The organism is Bacillus methanolicus PB1, from assembly GCF_000262755.1.
Classification (GTDB): domain Bacteria; phylum Bacillota; class Bacilli; order Bacillales; family Cytobacillaceae; genus Bacillus_Z; species Bacillus_Z methanolicus.
Map to the genome: position 1 here is coordinate 135,949 of NZ_AFEU01000001.1, position 14,300 is coordinate 150,248.

The 14,300-nt window shown below is 39.5% G+C and carries 11 protein-coding genes; 1 reads left to right on the forward strand and 10 read right to left on the reverse strand.

Annotated features, from left to right (window positions below):
• Window positions 1-338: 338 nt before the first annotated feature.
• The 7 genes from glnA to miaA form a co-directional block, all read right to left on the reverse strand.
• Window positions 339-1,673, reverse strand: coding sequence for a type I glutamate--ammonia ligase (glnA, locus tag PB1_RS00555; RefSeq protein ID WP_003350086.1), 1,335 nt, complete (start codon window positions 1,671-1,673; stop codon window positions 339-341).
• A 41-nt stretch (window positions 1,674-1,714) separates the two neighbouring features.
• On the reverse strand, window positions 1,715-2,122 hold the full coding sequence (locus PB1_RS00560) for a MerR family transcriptional regulator (RefSeq protein WP_003350087.1): 408 nt from the start codon (window positions 2,120-2,122) through the stop codon (window positions 1,715-1,717).
• A 149-nt stretch (window positions 2,123-2,271) separates the two neighbouring features.
• Window positions 2,272-3,543 (reverse strand): methionine gamma-lyase family protein, encoded by a 1,272-nt coding sequence (locus PB1_RS00565; protein ID WP_003350088.1) that lies wholly within the window; start codon window positions 3,541-3,543, stop codon window positions 2,272-2,274.
• Between the two features lie 17 nt (window positions 3,544-3,560).
• Complete coding sequence (hflX, locus tag PB1_RS00570; RefSeq protein ID WP_003350089.1) at window positions 3,561-4,820, reverse strand: GTPase HflX; 1,260 nt, start codon at window positions 4,818-4,820, stop codon at window positions 3,561-3,563.
• Window positions 4,821-5,072: 252 nt separating this feature from the next.
• Window positions 5,073-6,026, reverse strand: coding sequence for a stage V sporulation protein K (gene spoVK / locus PB1_RS00575; RefSeq protein ID WP_003350090.1), 954 nt, complete (start codon window positions 6,024-6,026; stop codon window positions 5,073-5,075).
• Between the two features lie 282 nt (window positions 6,027-6,308).
• Window positions 6,309-6,551 (reverse strand): RNA chaperone Hfq, encoded by a 243-nt coding sequence (hfq, locus tag PB1_RS00580; protein ID WP_003350091.1) that lies wholly within the window; start codon window positions 6,549-6,551, stop codon window positions 6,309-6,311.
• Between the two features lie 29 nt (window positions 6,552-6,580).
• On the reverse strand, window positions 6,581-7,543 hold the full coding sequence (gene miaA / locus PB1_RS00585) for a tRNA (adenosine(37)-N6)-dimethylallyltransferase MiaA (protein ID WP_003350092.1): 963 nt from the start codon (window positions 7,541-7,543) through the stop codon (window positions 6,581-6,583).
• 274 nt (window positions 7,544-7,817) lie between these two features.
• Here miaA and mreBH point away from each other — a divergent pair, with 274 nt between their 5' ends.
• The gene (mreBH, locus tag PB1_RS00590; protein WP_003350093.1) at window positions 7,818-8,828 is read left to right on the forward strand and encodes a rod-share determining protein MreBH; all 1,011 of its coding nucleotides are present in this window, start codon (window positions 7,818-7,820) and stop codon (window positions 8,826-8,828) included.
• Between the two features lie 174 nt (window positions 8,829-9,002).
• On the opposite strand, the gene mutL is transcribed toward mreBH, so the two are convergent.
• From mutL to PB1_RS17875, 3 genes are all read right to left on the reverse strand, one after another.
• On the reverse strand, window positions 9,003-10,874 hold the full coding sequence (gene mutL, locus PB1_RS00595; protein WP_003350094.1) for a DNA mismatch repair endonuclease MutL: 1,872 nt from the start codon (window positions 10,872-10,874) through the stop codon (window positions 9,003-9,005).
• A 98-nt stretch (window positions 10,875-10,972) separates the two neighbouring features.
• Window positions 10,973-13,585: a DNA mismatch repair protein MutS gene (mutS, locus tag PB1_RS00600; protein WP_003350097.1), complete on the reverse strand. Its 2,613-nt coding sequence runs from the start codon at window positions 13,583-13,585 to the stop codon at window positions 10,973-10,975.
• A gap of 297 nt (window positions 13,586-13,882) precedes the next feature.
• A complete protein-coding gene (locus PB1_RS17875; RefSeq protein WP_174269844.1) occupies window positions 13,883-14,251 on the reverse strand; it encodes a VOC family protein in 369 nt (122 codons plus the stop codon).
• Between the last annotated feature and the right edge of the window lie 49 nt (window positions 14,252-14,300).

The following is a 14,300-nucleotide window of genomic DNA, read 5'->3' on the forward strand; positions in this document are numbered from 1 at the left end:
ACAATATATAGACAACACAAATCAAACCGTTCTATATATTGTCATTGTTAGAGGTGGTCAGACCCTTATGAGTCAGCCTCTTTATTTATTCAATATTAAAGTTATTTTTTCATTGTCGGCTTTGGCAGCGAAATATCGTAAGAAGCTTGAATTTCTTCAACTCAGGAACGAAATCTGATAACTCGTTCGACTCAGCTTCTGAAAAAGCAAAAAAAGAAGATCAAATTACTCTTGAATCTGTAGATTTATCAACGAATTTTTTATGAAAACGAATCATTTTGCTACAAAGACAAAAAATGAAAAAGCCCTGATGCCATTAGCACCAAGGCTTTGATTAATTAATACATTGTCATATATTGTTCGCGTTCCCAAGGATGCACTTGTGTACGGAACATATCCCACTCGATTTCTTTTGCTTCAACGAAGTGTTCAAAAATATGCTCTCCAAGTGCTGACACGATAATTTCGTCACTTTTTAAATTGTCTAAAGCTTGAGCAAGTGTTGCCGGCAAATCTTCGATTCCTTCAGCTAGTCGTTCTTCTTTGCTCATGACATAGATGTTGCGGTCTACAGGTGCTGGAGGAGTCAGTTTGTTTTTGATTCCATCTAATCCTGCTTTCAATAATGCAGCCATTGCAAGGTAAGGGTTAGCAGATGGATCAACACTGCGCACTTCTACGCGTGTGCTTAGACCACGGGATGCAGGAATCCGGATTAATGGTGAACGGTTTCTTGCAGACCATGCAACATAGCAAGGAGCCTCATAGCCAGGCACTAAACGCTTATAAGAGTTAACTGTCGGGTTTGTAATAGCAGTAAACGCAGGTGCATGCTTAAGGACACCGGCAATAAAATGGCGTGCTGTGTCACTTAATTCAAGGTTACCTGTTGGATCAAAGAATGCATTTTTGTCTCCAGTGAACAGAGAGAGGTTGCAGTGCATACCAGATCCGTTAACACCGAATAATGGTTTTGGCATAAATGTCGCGTGTAGTCCATGCTTTCTGGCAATAGTTTTCACAACAAGCTTGAACGTTTGAATGTTGTCACATGCTGTTATAGCATCTGCATATTTAAAATCAATTTCATGCTGGCCTGGTGCTACCTCGTGGTGAGAAGCTTCAATTTCAAATCCCATTTCTTCCAGCTCTAGAACGATGTCGCGGCGGCAGTTTTCTCCAAGATCTGTCGGAGCCAAGTCAAAATACCCGCCATTATCATTTAGTTCAAGTGTTGGTTCTTCTTTTTCGTTGAGTTTAAATAAGAAGAATTCTGGTTCAGGACCCAAGTTAAAATTAGTAAATCCTAATTCTTCCATTTCTTTCAAAATACGTTTTAAATTTGCGCGCGGATCTCCTTCGAACGGAGTGCCATCCGGATTGTAAATATCACAGATTAAACGGGCAACCTTTCCTTTTCCGGCAGTCCACGGGAAAATAACCCATGTATCAAGATCCGGGTAAAGATACATATCAGATTCTTCAATTCGCACAAAGCCTTCAATTGATGACCCGTCAAACATCATCTTGTTATCTAAAGCTTTTTCAAGCTGGCTAATAGGAATTTCAACATTTTTGATCGTTCCTAAGATGTCGGTAAATTGCAAACGGATGAATTTTACATTTTCTTCTTGTGCCATGCGGAAAATATCTTCTTTTGTGTACTTGGCCATCTCTGTAGTCCTCCCTATTATCATTCAATTATTATATTTAATTAATGGAAAAAGCGGGACATGTCACCTTGTCGTAATGAGAAGCGGTTAAATCTGCCTGCTTGCATTAATTCTGCTCGCAATAGCTTTCTCAATTCCTCGTCAGACAAGTCACGTCGGGCTTTTTCTGCTTGTTGCTGAATGATTGCTGGTTCATCTTGTTGTTCTTTTACTGAGAATAACTGTTTAATTCCGGCAATATTGACCCCTTGGTCAATAAGGTCCTTAATCTCAAGCAATTTATCAATATCGTTTAATGAAAAAAGGCGCCGATTACCATCCGTTCTTGCTGGAGAAATCAAACCATGTTCTTCATAATAACGAATTTGTCTAGCCGACAGTTCTGTCAGCTGCATGACAATTCCGATCGGAAACAAAGGCATAGAACGGCGAATTTCACTTCCACTCACTTCGATTTCTCCTACCTTTCCTTTCTTCTATCCCTAATTATAATTCATGTAAGGTTTATTGTCAATACTATGTTACGTTTTATAACATAAAAATTTTTAAAAAATAGGGACAACCACACAAATTAAAGAGAGTTGTCCGCCCTTGCTTCTTATGGTAATTCAACTAAACCTTTTTTCATTAAATAATCGATTGCAATCAGAACGGCCATTTTTACATGGGAATAAGTCAGCCCGCCCTGAACGTAGGCAACAAATGGAGGCCTTGTCGGTCCGTCTGCGGTTAACTCAATACTTGCTCCCTGAATAAATGTCCCAGCAGCCATTATGACATCATCCTCATAACCTGGCATATAGCTCGGGACCGGTTTGACATGGGAATTAACTGGGGAAGCAAACTGGATGGCTTGACAAAATGCCACCATCTTATCACGGTCATCAAATTGAACAGACTGAATCAAATCTGTTCGTTTATCGTTCCATTTCGGATGTGTGTTCATTCCCAATTTTTCAAGTATGGCAGCGGTAAAGACAGCACCCTTTAATGCTTGGGCGACTACATGCGGGGCCAAAAAGAATCCTTGGTACATTTCCTGAAGACTGAACAATGAGGCTCCCGCTTCAGCACCGATTCCTGGTGAAGTCAATCGATAAGAACAAGCTTCGACTAATGTTTCACTTCCTACTATATACCCCCCGGTTTTCGCTAAACCGCCTCCCGGGTTTTTAATAAGTGAACCTGCCATTAAATCCGCCCCGGCATGACAAGGTTCCAATTCTTCAACAAATTCTCCGTAACAGTTATCAACAAACACAACAACTTCAGGTTTAATCTCCTTCACGAACGTGATCATTTCTCTAATTTCCTTAATCGTAAAGGAGGGTCTTGTTGCATATCCCTTTGACCGTTGAATCCCAATCATTTTCGTATTCGGCTTGATTGCTTTTTCCACTTCAAGAAAATTGATTTTTCCATCTTCCGTTAATGGAATACTGTTATAATGAATGCCGAATTCTTTTAACGACCCTGTTCCGGACCCGCGAATGCCTACTATTTCTTCAAGTGTATCATAAGGTTTTCCTGTAATATATAACAGCTCATCTCCCGGCCTTAATACACCGAACAATGCAATCGATATGGCGTGCGTACCTGATATAATTTGCGGACGAACAAGTCCCGCTTCGGCGCCGAATACCTCTGCATATATTTTTTCTAACGTGTCTCTTCCAATATCATCATACCCGTAACCTGTAGATGGGTTAAAATGAGTATCGCTTACTTTATTCGCTTGAAAGCTTTGAAGGACTCTGAATTGATTGTTTTCCGCTCTCAAATCTATTTCTTTATGAAGTTGAGCGATTTGTTTTTCAACCTCTCTGGCCAAAGGCTCCAATTTTACTCCAAATTCCAAATGTTGAAACATGGTGCTGCTCCTATCTCCTATTGTGATATTTCTTTTAATCTTCCAGAAATTTGATGATCCTTAAAGGCATATCCTTTGCAAATATAAAATTGTTTTTCTTCATCAAACGTGCATTCCCGAAGAATGGTTTCATTCTTTAATCGGGAAAGAAGCTTTCCTTCGGATGACGGAAGAGTAACTTGATAGTAATTCATCATACCGATCAAAGCTTCTTCGATTTTCAGTATCAGCATTTCCCTGTCATCTTTGTTAAAAGCACTGATAAAAACTGTTTCAGTCTTGGCGGTTGGTACAAAATCAGGGTGCTGAACATCTTTTTTATTATACACGGTTATTTGCGGAATTTGTTGAATTTGCAAATCTTCTAGAAGTTCGTTTACAGTTTTTTCATGCTGGAAATAATCCGGGTTAGACATGTCTACAACATGCAGAAGTAAATCAGCTTCTTTCACTTCCTCTAACGTAGACCTGAAGGCTGCGATAAGAGTTGTCGGCAAATCCTGAATAAATCCTACCGTATCTGTCAGTAAGACGGTAAAACCGCTAGGCAAAATCAGCTTTCTTGTCATCGGATCCAATGTGGCAAACAGCTGATTTTCTTCAAACGAATCAGCTTCGGCCAATCTGTTAAAGAGTGTGGATTTCCCTGCATTTGTATAACCTACAAGAGCAATTTGAAAAGCTTTATTCTTTTTGCGGCGCTCACGATACCGGTCCCGGTGCTGAACAATCACTTTTAACTGTGTTTTAATATCATCTATTCTTCTGCGGATATGGCGGCGGTCTGATTCAAGTTTCGTTTCACCCGGACCTCTTGTACCAATTCCGCCGGCAAGCCTTGATAACTCGGTACCTTTTCCGCCTAAGCGCGGCAGTAAATATCGAAGCTGTGCAAGCTCGACTTGAAGCTTTCCTTCTTTTGTGCGCGCTCTTTGAGCAAATATATCAAGAATGAGCTGTGTACGGTCAATGATGCGGGCATTCAAATGCCGTAAAAGATTTCGATTTTGGCTTGGTGATAATTCGTGATTAAATATAACTACATCAGCTTCAAGTTCATCAACAAGAGCTTTCAGTTCTTCAACCTTTCCTTTGCCGATATATGTAGAAGGATGGATTCTTTCGCGCTTCTGGGCAACGGATACGAGGACATTTCCTTTTGCTGTTTTTGTCAGAGAAGCAAGTTCCTCCATAGAATACTGAAAACGCACATCATCTACTGCTGATGTCTGGCATCCAACGAGAATAACTTTTTCAAAATCGTTATTTTGTTCCAACCAATATCCTCCTTCCTTATAAAGAAGTATGGTAACATCATACCAAAATTATTTTAGTTATCCTAATGTTTGAGCGTCTGAAAAATAAAGGAAAGTATGCATAAAGGGTCTGACCCATAAACAAAAGGTCAGACCCCTCCAATAAACACTGATTAAACCATTCAATATTTTGTCTTTGACGGAGGGAGTCAGACCCTTATGAGTCAGCCCCTTTTTTATTGAAAATCAATACTCGGAAACCTTTTTATTCGCTTATCGATTCGTTTCATCAAGTACAAGGTCGTTGCTTCGAATTGTCATCAATTCATGGCGGTCATATTGGTTTTGCATTAAAAGTCTCATTGCTTGGGACCGGATTGATTTTTCAATCACATTTCGAATATATCTTCCATTTGAAAAACTTGGAGGGTTAAGAACAGATTTTACCCAAATCAGATGATCTTTCATCTTTTTTTCTGCTTCATGGCTTAACGTATATTCTCTTTCTTTTAACATCCTGTTTCCAATCTCCATTAATTGATCTATTGAATAATCAGGAAAATCGATGACAAGCGGGAATCTAGAGTGAAGTCCCGGATTTAGTCTAAGAAATGCTTCCATTTCCCTCGAATACCCTGCCAAAATTAAAATAAATTCGTGCTGTTTGTCTTCCATATGTTTTACTAATGTGTCTATCGCTTCTTTTCCAAAGTCCTTCTCCCCGCCACGGCCTAATGAGTAAGCTTCATCAATAAAGAGAATTCCGCCAAGTGCTTTTTTAATTAAGTCTCTTGTTTTTTGAGCAGTATGGCCGATATATTCCCCAACAAGGTCGGCTCTTTCCGCTTCGATTAAATGGCCTTTTGATAACACATTCATTTTTTGAAAAAGTTTCCCGATTATTCTGGCAACCGTTGTTTTTCCTGTGCCGGGGTTGCCTTTAAACATCATATGAAGAACTTGCTTCTCCGTTTTAAGCCCCATTTCTTCCCGTTTTTTATTTACATAAATCCATGCATAAATTTCTTTTATCGTTCTTTTCATTTCTTCCATTCCAACAAGCGTGCCTAATTCTTCTTCAATTTCCTTTAAAGCGGCATGTTCAGCTGGAATTGCTTTTGGAACAACTTGCGTATCGGGCAGCTCTTTCGTGAGAACTTTTCGCTTTTGGGAGCTTAGAACAATGTTGATTTGTCCATTATTTTTCATTCGTATCGGTTGATCCAAAGCTTTCACCCCACATTCTAGAAAACAGTATACGCTGGAAACTAATATTTGTGACAAATGCCTAGTGTTTAACGAGGGTCTGGCCCGCGATGCGTTAATGCGGTGAAGCGGTGAGGGTCTGGCCCCCGGGAGTATGTCGTAATTTGCGGTTTCCCAAGAAATAATACCTTTTCTTATATGTATTCACTATATTTTGGATTCATTAAAAAAAGATTTGGATGAACCTTTCATAGAAACCAGTAATTAAAAAAGCCCGCTTTTAAAAGCGGACTTGATTTAGTATTAGGATTGTGACTGCTGGCCTTCCAAATCAATTTGCACATAGCGCTGCGGTGAAAACGTTGAAATCGCATGCTTATATACAAGCTGTTGTTTCCCTTCAGATTCAATAAGAACCGTAAAGTTATCAAAGCCTTTTATTTGTCCTCTTATTTGGAAACCGTTTATTAAGAATACTGTAATGTTTGTTCCGTCTTTACGGCATTGATTTAAGTACTGGTCTTGAATATTAATGGATTGTTTCATTGTGGATCCTCCTCTAATATCTCTAATTATTATGTATTCGATTTTATTTCTAGCTTTCCTTCAATATAATCGGAAATTTCCTCAATTTTTTTTGCCAGCATTGTGGAATCGTCCACATTTGTTATATCAAACCATTCTACATTCATTTTATTTCGAAACCATGTTAATTGCCTTTTCGCATAACGACGTGAATTTTGTTTTAAATTTTCTACAGCTTCTTCCAAACTGATTCGCCCATCAAAGTAATCAAATAATTCCTTGTAGCCTATTGCCTGAATAGACTGGCAATCCCTTAGTCCTGCACGGTAGAAGCGTTCTGCTTCTTGCACCAGCCCTTCAGCAATCATTTTGTCTACACGCTTATTGATCCTGTCGTACAGCCGGTCTCTTTCCATCGTAAGGCCTACAATTGCCGTTTGATATAATGTTTTAGGATCTTGCTTTGTTTGAAATTCAGTCATCGTTTTCCCGGTACAGTAATAAATTTCAAGTGCCCGGATAACCCTGCGGATATTATTTGGATGGATTTTTTTCGCACTAACAGGGTCTATTTTCTTTAATTCATGAAAGAGTGCATCTTTTCCTTTCATAACTGCTTTTTGTTCAAGTTTTTTTCGAAATTCATCATTTGACGGCGCATCAGAAAATTGATAATCATAGATAACTGATTGAATATATAATCCCGTGCCTCCGACAATGATAGGAAGTGCTCTCCGGGATGATATTTCTGAGATTTTCTCTCTGACAAGCTCCTGAAACTCCGCAACAGAAAATGATTCATCCGGATTTTTTATATCAATTAAATAATGGGGTATTCCTTCCATTTCTTCTTTTTTGATTTTCGCTGTCCCTATGTCCATCCCCCTGTAAATTTGCATAGAATCGCCGCTGATAATTTCCCCATTAAGCCGTTTTGCAAGTTCAATGCTCAATTTTGTTTTCCCGACAGCTGTAGGACCAATCAATACGGCAAGTTTTTCTTTCTTGCTCAACCTTTTCACTCCGTCATTTCAAGCCATTTGATTACTTCTATTCTAACGTACATAGTTCGTTAAGGCAATTAAACATCAAATCAGTATATACAGCCGGATTGTTTTCTATACACCTGCCATCTTAACAATTAATTTTTTACATCATTGAAAATAATTTCTTCAAACATTACATTTCGATAACGATTTGTTAACATTTCTGCTTCTGCCCCCAAAATCATGATAATTTATATAGAATATTATATTGGTTATTAAATATAGGAATTGGGTGAATACGATGATTTCAACATCTGAACTTGGAATTGACTTAGGTACAGCAAATATATTAGTTTATAGTAAAAATAAAGGAATTGCTTTAAATGAGCCTTCTGTTGTAGCCATTGATAGAGAAACGAATAATGTACTAGCGGTAGGGAAAGAAGCAAAAGAAATGATCGGGAAAACCCCCGGAAAAATTGTCGCAATCCGCCCGTTAAAAGACGGTGTAATTGCTGATTTTGATGTTACAACGGACCTGCTGAAACATATCATGAGAAAAGCTTCGAAAAAATTAGGCTTTCAAATTCGCAAGCCGAATGTGGTCGTTTGTACACCCTCAGGTTCAACGAGTGTTGAACGGAGAGCCATTCAGGACGCTGTCCGCAATGCAGGTGCAAAAAAAGTTTATTTAATTGAAGAACCAGTGGCAGCTGCGATCGGGGCAGGCCTGCCTGTCGATGAACCGGTAGCCAATGTTATCGTTGATATAGGAGGCGGAACGACTGAAGTCGCCATTATTTCATTTGGAGGCGTAGTCGCTTGCCATTCCATCCGAATCGCCGGTGACCGGATGGATGATGATTTAATGCAATACGTGCGCAAAGAATATAGTGTGTTAATCGGTGAAAGAACAGCAGAGAGAGTTAAAATGGAAATCGGCTACGCCCTCATAGATCATGAAGAAATAAAAATGGACATTCGAGGTCGTGACTTGGTGACGGGCCTTCCTAAAACAATTACTTTGTCATCCTATGAAGTTAGAGATGCAATAAGGGAATCTTTCCTCCATATTTTGGAAGCTATTCGCGCAACTCTTGAAGATTGCCCTGCTGAATTGAGCGGCGATATCGTCGACCGGGGCGTCATTTTAACCGGAGGCGGTGCCTTGATGAACGGGATGCAAGATTGGCTGAGCAAGGAAATTGTTGTTCCTGTTCATTTGGCTCCAAATCCTTTAGAATCAGTAGCGATTGGAACAGGAAAAGCATTAAAATACATTCACAAACTTCAAACAGTAGCTGTAAAATAGAAGGAATAAGGAGAGGCTGAAGGTCTGACTGAGGCTGTCTTAAAAGCCAAAGGGTCAGACCCCATAGTTCAATATATAGGACATATTGTAGGATAAATATGCTATATATTGATAAGTGCACATGGGGTCAGTCCCTTGTGAGACAGTCTCGTCTTACTCTCAGCCTCTTAGTTTTTACATCACACGCTTAAACATTTTTTCCATTTCATACGTTGAGAAATGTACGATGATTGGCCGGCCGTGCGGACATGTAAATGGATCGCTTGTCTGTCTGAGGGAATCAAGCAACACTTGGATTTCTTCATTTCGCAAATACTGATTCGCTTTAATTGATCCCTTGCAGCTCATCATTATGGCTGCTTCTTCTCTTAGCTTTTTAATATCAACTTTTCTCATCTGCAGCAGCTGCTCGATCATATCCTCAATGATTTCTTTCTCTCCCCCTTTCGGAAACCACTGTGGATGAGTACGGACGATAAAACTGTTATGGCCGAAAGGCTCCAAAAATACTCCTACTTTTTGCAGATCTTCTAAATACTCATTGATTTTTAAATAATCGTCGGTAGAATACTCTAAAGTCAATGGTACAAGCAAGTCTTGAAGTTCTTTTTCAACCTGGCCGACTTTTTCCTTAAAGTATTCATACTTTATTCGTTCCTGGGCCGCGTGCTGATCAACAATATAAAGCCCTTTCTCATTTTGCGCTAAAATATACGTTCCGTGCATTTGCCCGATTGGATATAAAGGCGGAATGCGAGGCGTTTTCTCTCGTGTTTCTTCATCATCAGAAATAGTCTCATCATACAGCGTTTCTTGCAAGTCTTCTAGTTCAATGCCTTGCTCATTTTGATCCGCAGCAGTCATTGAATTTTCTTTTTGTTGGGTTGATATGCCTTCATACGGCTCATTTACAGCAGGAATAAATGAAAAAGGTTCTCGTAATTCTTGTTCCTTTTGTACAGGATCTTTTTTCCATTCAGGAAGATGATCAAGCTCCAAATACGTTTGCGAAAATTTAGGCCGCTCTTTTTTTGCTTGTTGAATACCAGAAGGAATTAATTCCTTCGTTTTAAAAGCTTGTTTTATTCCGTTGGCAACTAATTCATTTAATTCGTGTTCCTTGCTTAGCCTTACCTCCATTTTTGCCGGATGGACATTTGCATCGACAAGCATAGGATCCATTTGAATATTTAATAGAACAATAGGGTAACGGCTGATCGGAAGCAGCGTATGATACCCTTCCTGAATTGCCTTTACAAGCGGATAATTTTTGATATACCTTCCATTAATCAGTGTCGTTATATAGTTTCGCGACGCTCTTGTCACTTCAGGTAATGAAATATATCCGGTGACTTGGAAATCAAGCGATTCAAATGAAATCGGAATCATCTTTTTTACTATATTTATCCCGTATATGGCTGCAAGCACTTGGCGCATGTCCCCGTTACCGGCAGTATGCAATAGCTTACGGCCATTATGGACAAGCCGAAATGAAATATTCGGGTTCCCAAGTGCGAGGCGGTTCATTACATCTGTAATATTTCCAAGTTCCGTATGGATAGTTTTCAGATATTTGAGCCGTGCCGGTGTATTAAAAAATAAATCCGTTACCGTAATATCAGTTCCCTTCCGGCTCGGTGATTTCTCAATCGATTGCACATTTCCTCCTTTGAGAACAATTTTCGTTCCTGCATCGTTCCCTGTCGATGTCCTAAGTTCAAGCCGGGAAACAGATGCTATACTCGGCAATGCTTCTCCGCGGAAACCAAGTGTACGGATTCGAAACAGATCATTTTCATCTTTAATTTTGCTCGTCGCATGACGTTGGAAAGCAAGCGGAACATCTTCTTCTTCAATACCTTCTCCATTATCTATCACTCTGATTTTCGCCATTCCTGCTTCTTCGACTTCAACTTCGATAATCGTACTGCCGGCATCAATCGCATTTTCCACCAGTTCTTTTACAACGGAAGCAGGCCGTTCAACCACTTCTCCTGCTGCAATTTTATTTGACAGTAAATCATCAAGCTGAATTATTTTTCCCATGATTCTCACCTCCTGCTGACATGTACATCATCGCCCGAAATATTCCCGCCTATTAGAGTGAGAGATCGGGCGCTTGAACAAAACCTTCTAATTCAATATTACCCTCTTATTTTTTTTTGCAAATCATAAAGAGTATTTAATGCTTCGAGCGGAGTCATGTCCAAAATATTTAGGTTTTTTAAACGATCAAGTACATTCTTCTCTTTTGAACTGAATTTGTCATGTTTCTTTTTCACAGGTTCATCGAAAAAAGATAATTGTGTTTCTTCAATAATAGCATTTATATTGTTTTCAGTTTGCCGATCATCGTTTTTGGCGGCTGTCTCGGAATCTTCTTTTTTCTCAAAGGTCTGAAGAATTTCATTTGCCCGATTGATCAGTTCTTCCGGCAGTTCGGCAAGCTGCGCAACATGAATTCCATAACTTTTGTCAGCTGCGCCTTCTTTAATCTTATGCAAAAAAACAACTTTCCCATTTTGCTCAACGGCACTTACATGTACATTTTTCACCTTCGGCAATTCTTCTTCAAGCACCGTTAATTCGTGATAATGAGTAGAGAATAACGTTTTAGCGCCAATTCTGTTATGAATGTATTCAATAATCGCCTGAGCTAATGCCATTCCATCATACGTGGACGTTCCCCGGCCGATCTCATCGAATAAAATCAGGCTGTCTTGAGTGGCATTTGTGATAGCATTCTTTGCTTCGAGCATTTCAACCATAAATGTACTTTGACCGGAAATTAAATCATCAGCCGCGCCTATCCTTGTAAATACTTGATCAAAGATCGGCAGGACTGCTTCTGATGCAGGCACAAAGCAGCCAATTTGCGCTAAAATTGCAGTTAGGGCGATTTGCCTCATGTACGTGCTCTTACCTGACATGTTCGGGCCGGTAATGAGCAAAATTTCTCTTTCTGCATCCATATAACAATCATTCGGCACATATTCTTGTGCGTTCATGACTTTTTCAACAACCGGATGCCGGCCTTCTTTAATGACGATCCGGCGTTCGTCGGAAAAGGAAGGTCTTGTAAAATGGCGTTCTTCACTTACCGTCGCGAAGCACTGAAGTACATCAAGTTCACTCACAGTTTTAGCAAGCGCCTGAAGCCTCGGAATATATACTTTTACATATTCACGCAATTCGACAAATAATTGATATTCTAATTCAACGCTTTTTTCCTCAGCCTCTAAAATTAAAGCTTCTTTTTCTTTTAATTCAGGAGTAATAAACCTTTCGGCATTTGCTAATGTTTGTTTCCGCTCATACTGTCCGTCTTTTAAAAGATGAAGATTCGCTTTTGTTACTTCAATGTAATAGCCGAATACACGATTATAGCCGATCTTTAAAGATTTGATGCCGGTTTTTTCCCGTTCCTGACTCTCAAGCATCGCAATCCATGTCTTTCCGTTCCTCATGGCATCCCGGTATTTGTCAAGCTCTTCATTATATCCGTCTTGAATGAAATTTCCTTCTCTTATCGAAACGGGCGGATTTTCGACAAGTGCCCGTTCCAATAAATCAGTTACTTCCTCACATGGATCAAGTCGGCCTGCAAAATTTTTTGCCTCTTTATTTTGCAGCCCGGTAACAATCTCTTTTAGGTGCGGCACCTGAAGCAAGGAACGCTTCAGCTGAATTAAATCTCTTGCATTTACATTGCCGAAGGCGACTCTTCCGACGAGCCGCTCAAGATCATACACTTCTTTTAATTTTTCCCTTAGATCTTGGCGTTCGAAGTAATGGTTCATTAACGTTTCTACAAACGAAAGTCTTTTTTCAATCGAATCCTGATTGATTAACGGCCTGTCAATCCATTGTTTTAATAGCCGGCCTCCCATAGCGGTTTTTGTTTCATCGAGCAGCCATAAAAGCGATCCCTTTTTCCCTTTGGAACGAATCGTTTCTGTTAACTCGAGGTTCCTTTTTGAAAAATAATCGATTTTCATATATTGATGCACTTGATAAGCAGAAACAGGCTGCAGATGATCAAGGCTGCGTTTTTGTGTCCGATAAAGATAATTTATTAACCTTGCAAATGTTTCGCGGAGCTTTTCGTTGTTTATTTCTTCAAACAAATGCTTATATGATGATTGAACATTCGTATCATCTTCAAGAGAAATGGTAAGTACCGATCTTTCCCTCATTTTTCTTTGAAGTTCTGCATCAAAGTTGCTTGAAACCACGACCTCTTTTGCCCCTGACACCGAAAGTTCATTTAAGACTTCTTCGAACCCTCCGGTTAATAATGTCACTCTGTTTTCCCCGGTGGAAAGGTCATTATAAGCAAAACCGTATGTAAAGTCATCAAAAGCGGTAATTGAAGCGATATAGTTGTTTTCTTTTTCATTCAGGCCTTTGCCTTCCATCATTGTTCCGGGCGTAATTAGCTGAACGACTTCGCGCTTTACGACTCCCTTTGCTTGTTTCGGATCTTCCGTTTGCTCGCAAATGGCTACCTTATATCCTTTTTCTATCAATTGTTCAATATAGCTCGCTGCAGAATGATAAGGAACACCGCACATTGGAATCCGCTCATCACCGCCGCCGTCTCTGCTCGTTAAAGTGATTTCCAGTTCTTGAGACGCTTTAATCGCATCATCAAAAAACATTTCGTAAAAGTCTCCTAAACGAAAAAATAAAAAGGCATCTTGGTAGTCTGCCTTGATTAGCAAGTATTGTTGTATCATCGGAGTATAAGTTGCCATAATATCCCCCAATATTCTAGTCTATCAATACGTTTTTTCATCAATCAATTATAGCATAAAGCAAAAAATACTTCAGGGGACGGGTTCAAATCGTAATTTTGTAAAAAAACGAAATAATCTTGGAAAAAAACAAGATATTTTTGGAAGAATACATGATAATTTTGTAAAAAATCAAGATATTCTTGGAAAAACACATGATAATTTTGGAAAACCTTAAATGCTGCCTGTCGTGTACTTACAAACTTTCAAAAAAAACTAGGATACATAACCTCCCATTTTTTCCCTATAATTCTTATCCTATATACCTGCAGTGTTCATTAAAACGATCCTCCAGCCGTCAGGGTCCTCAAATGTCACCCCTCCTCTTCCCCAATACGGATTTTCCGGCTCTACTTCTTGATGGCCCATCGCTTTTATTCGTTCTGCAATTTTGTCCCGCTCAAATCGATTTGGAATGTAGAAAACGAGCAAATGCTCTTTTGTAGGAGTTGGCAAAACTGTATGGGTTTCATGCTGTGTAAACTCAAGGTGATAAGGATAATCCGGCAAGCCGAGCATAATGCCGTTATATCCTTCATGATTGCGAAATTCTCCAATCTTTTTAAGCCCTACCCCTTTTTCATAAAACTCTGCAAGCTTATCAAGTTGATTTGTTGGCCGTGCAATCCGGAATTGAACGGCTGGGACTGTGTTATTCCATTCTTTTTTTACGAAT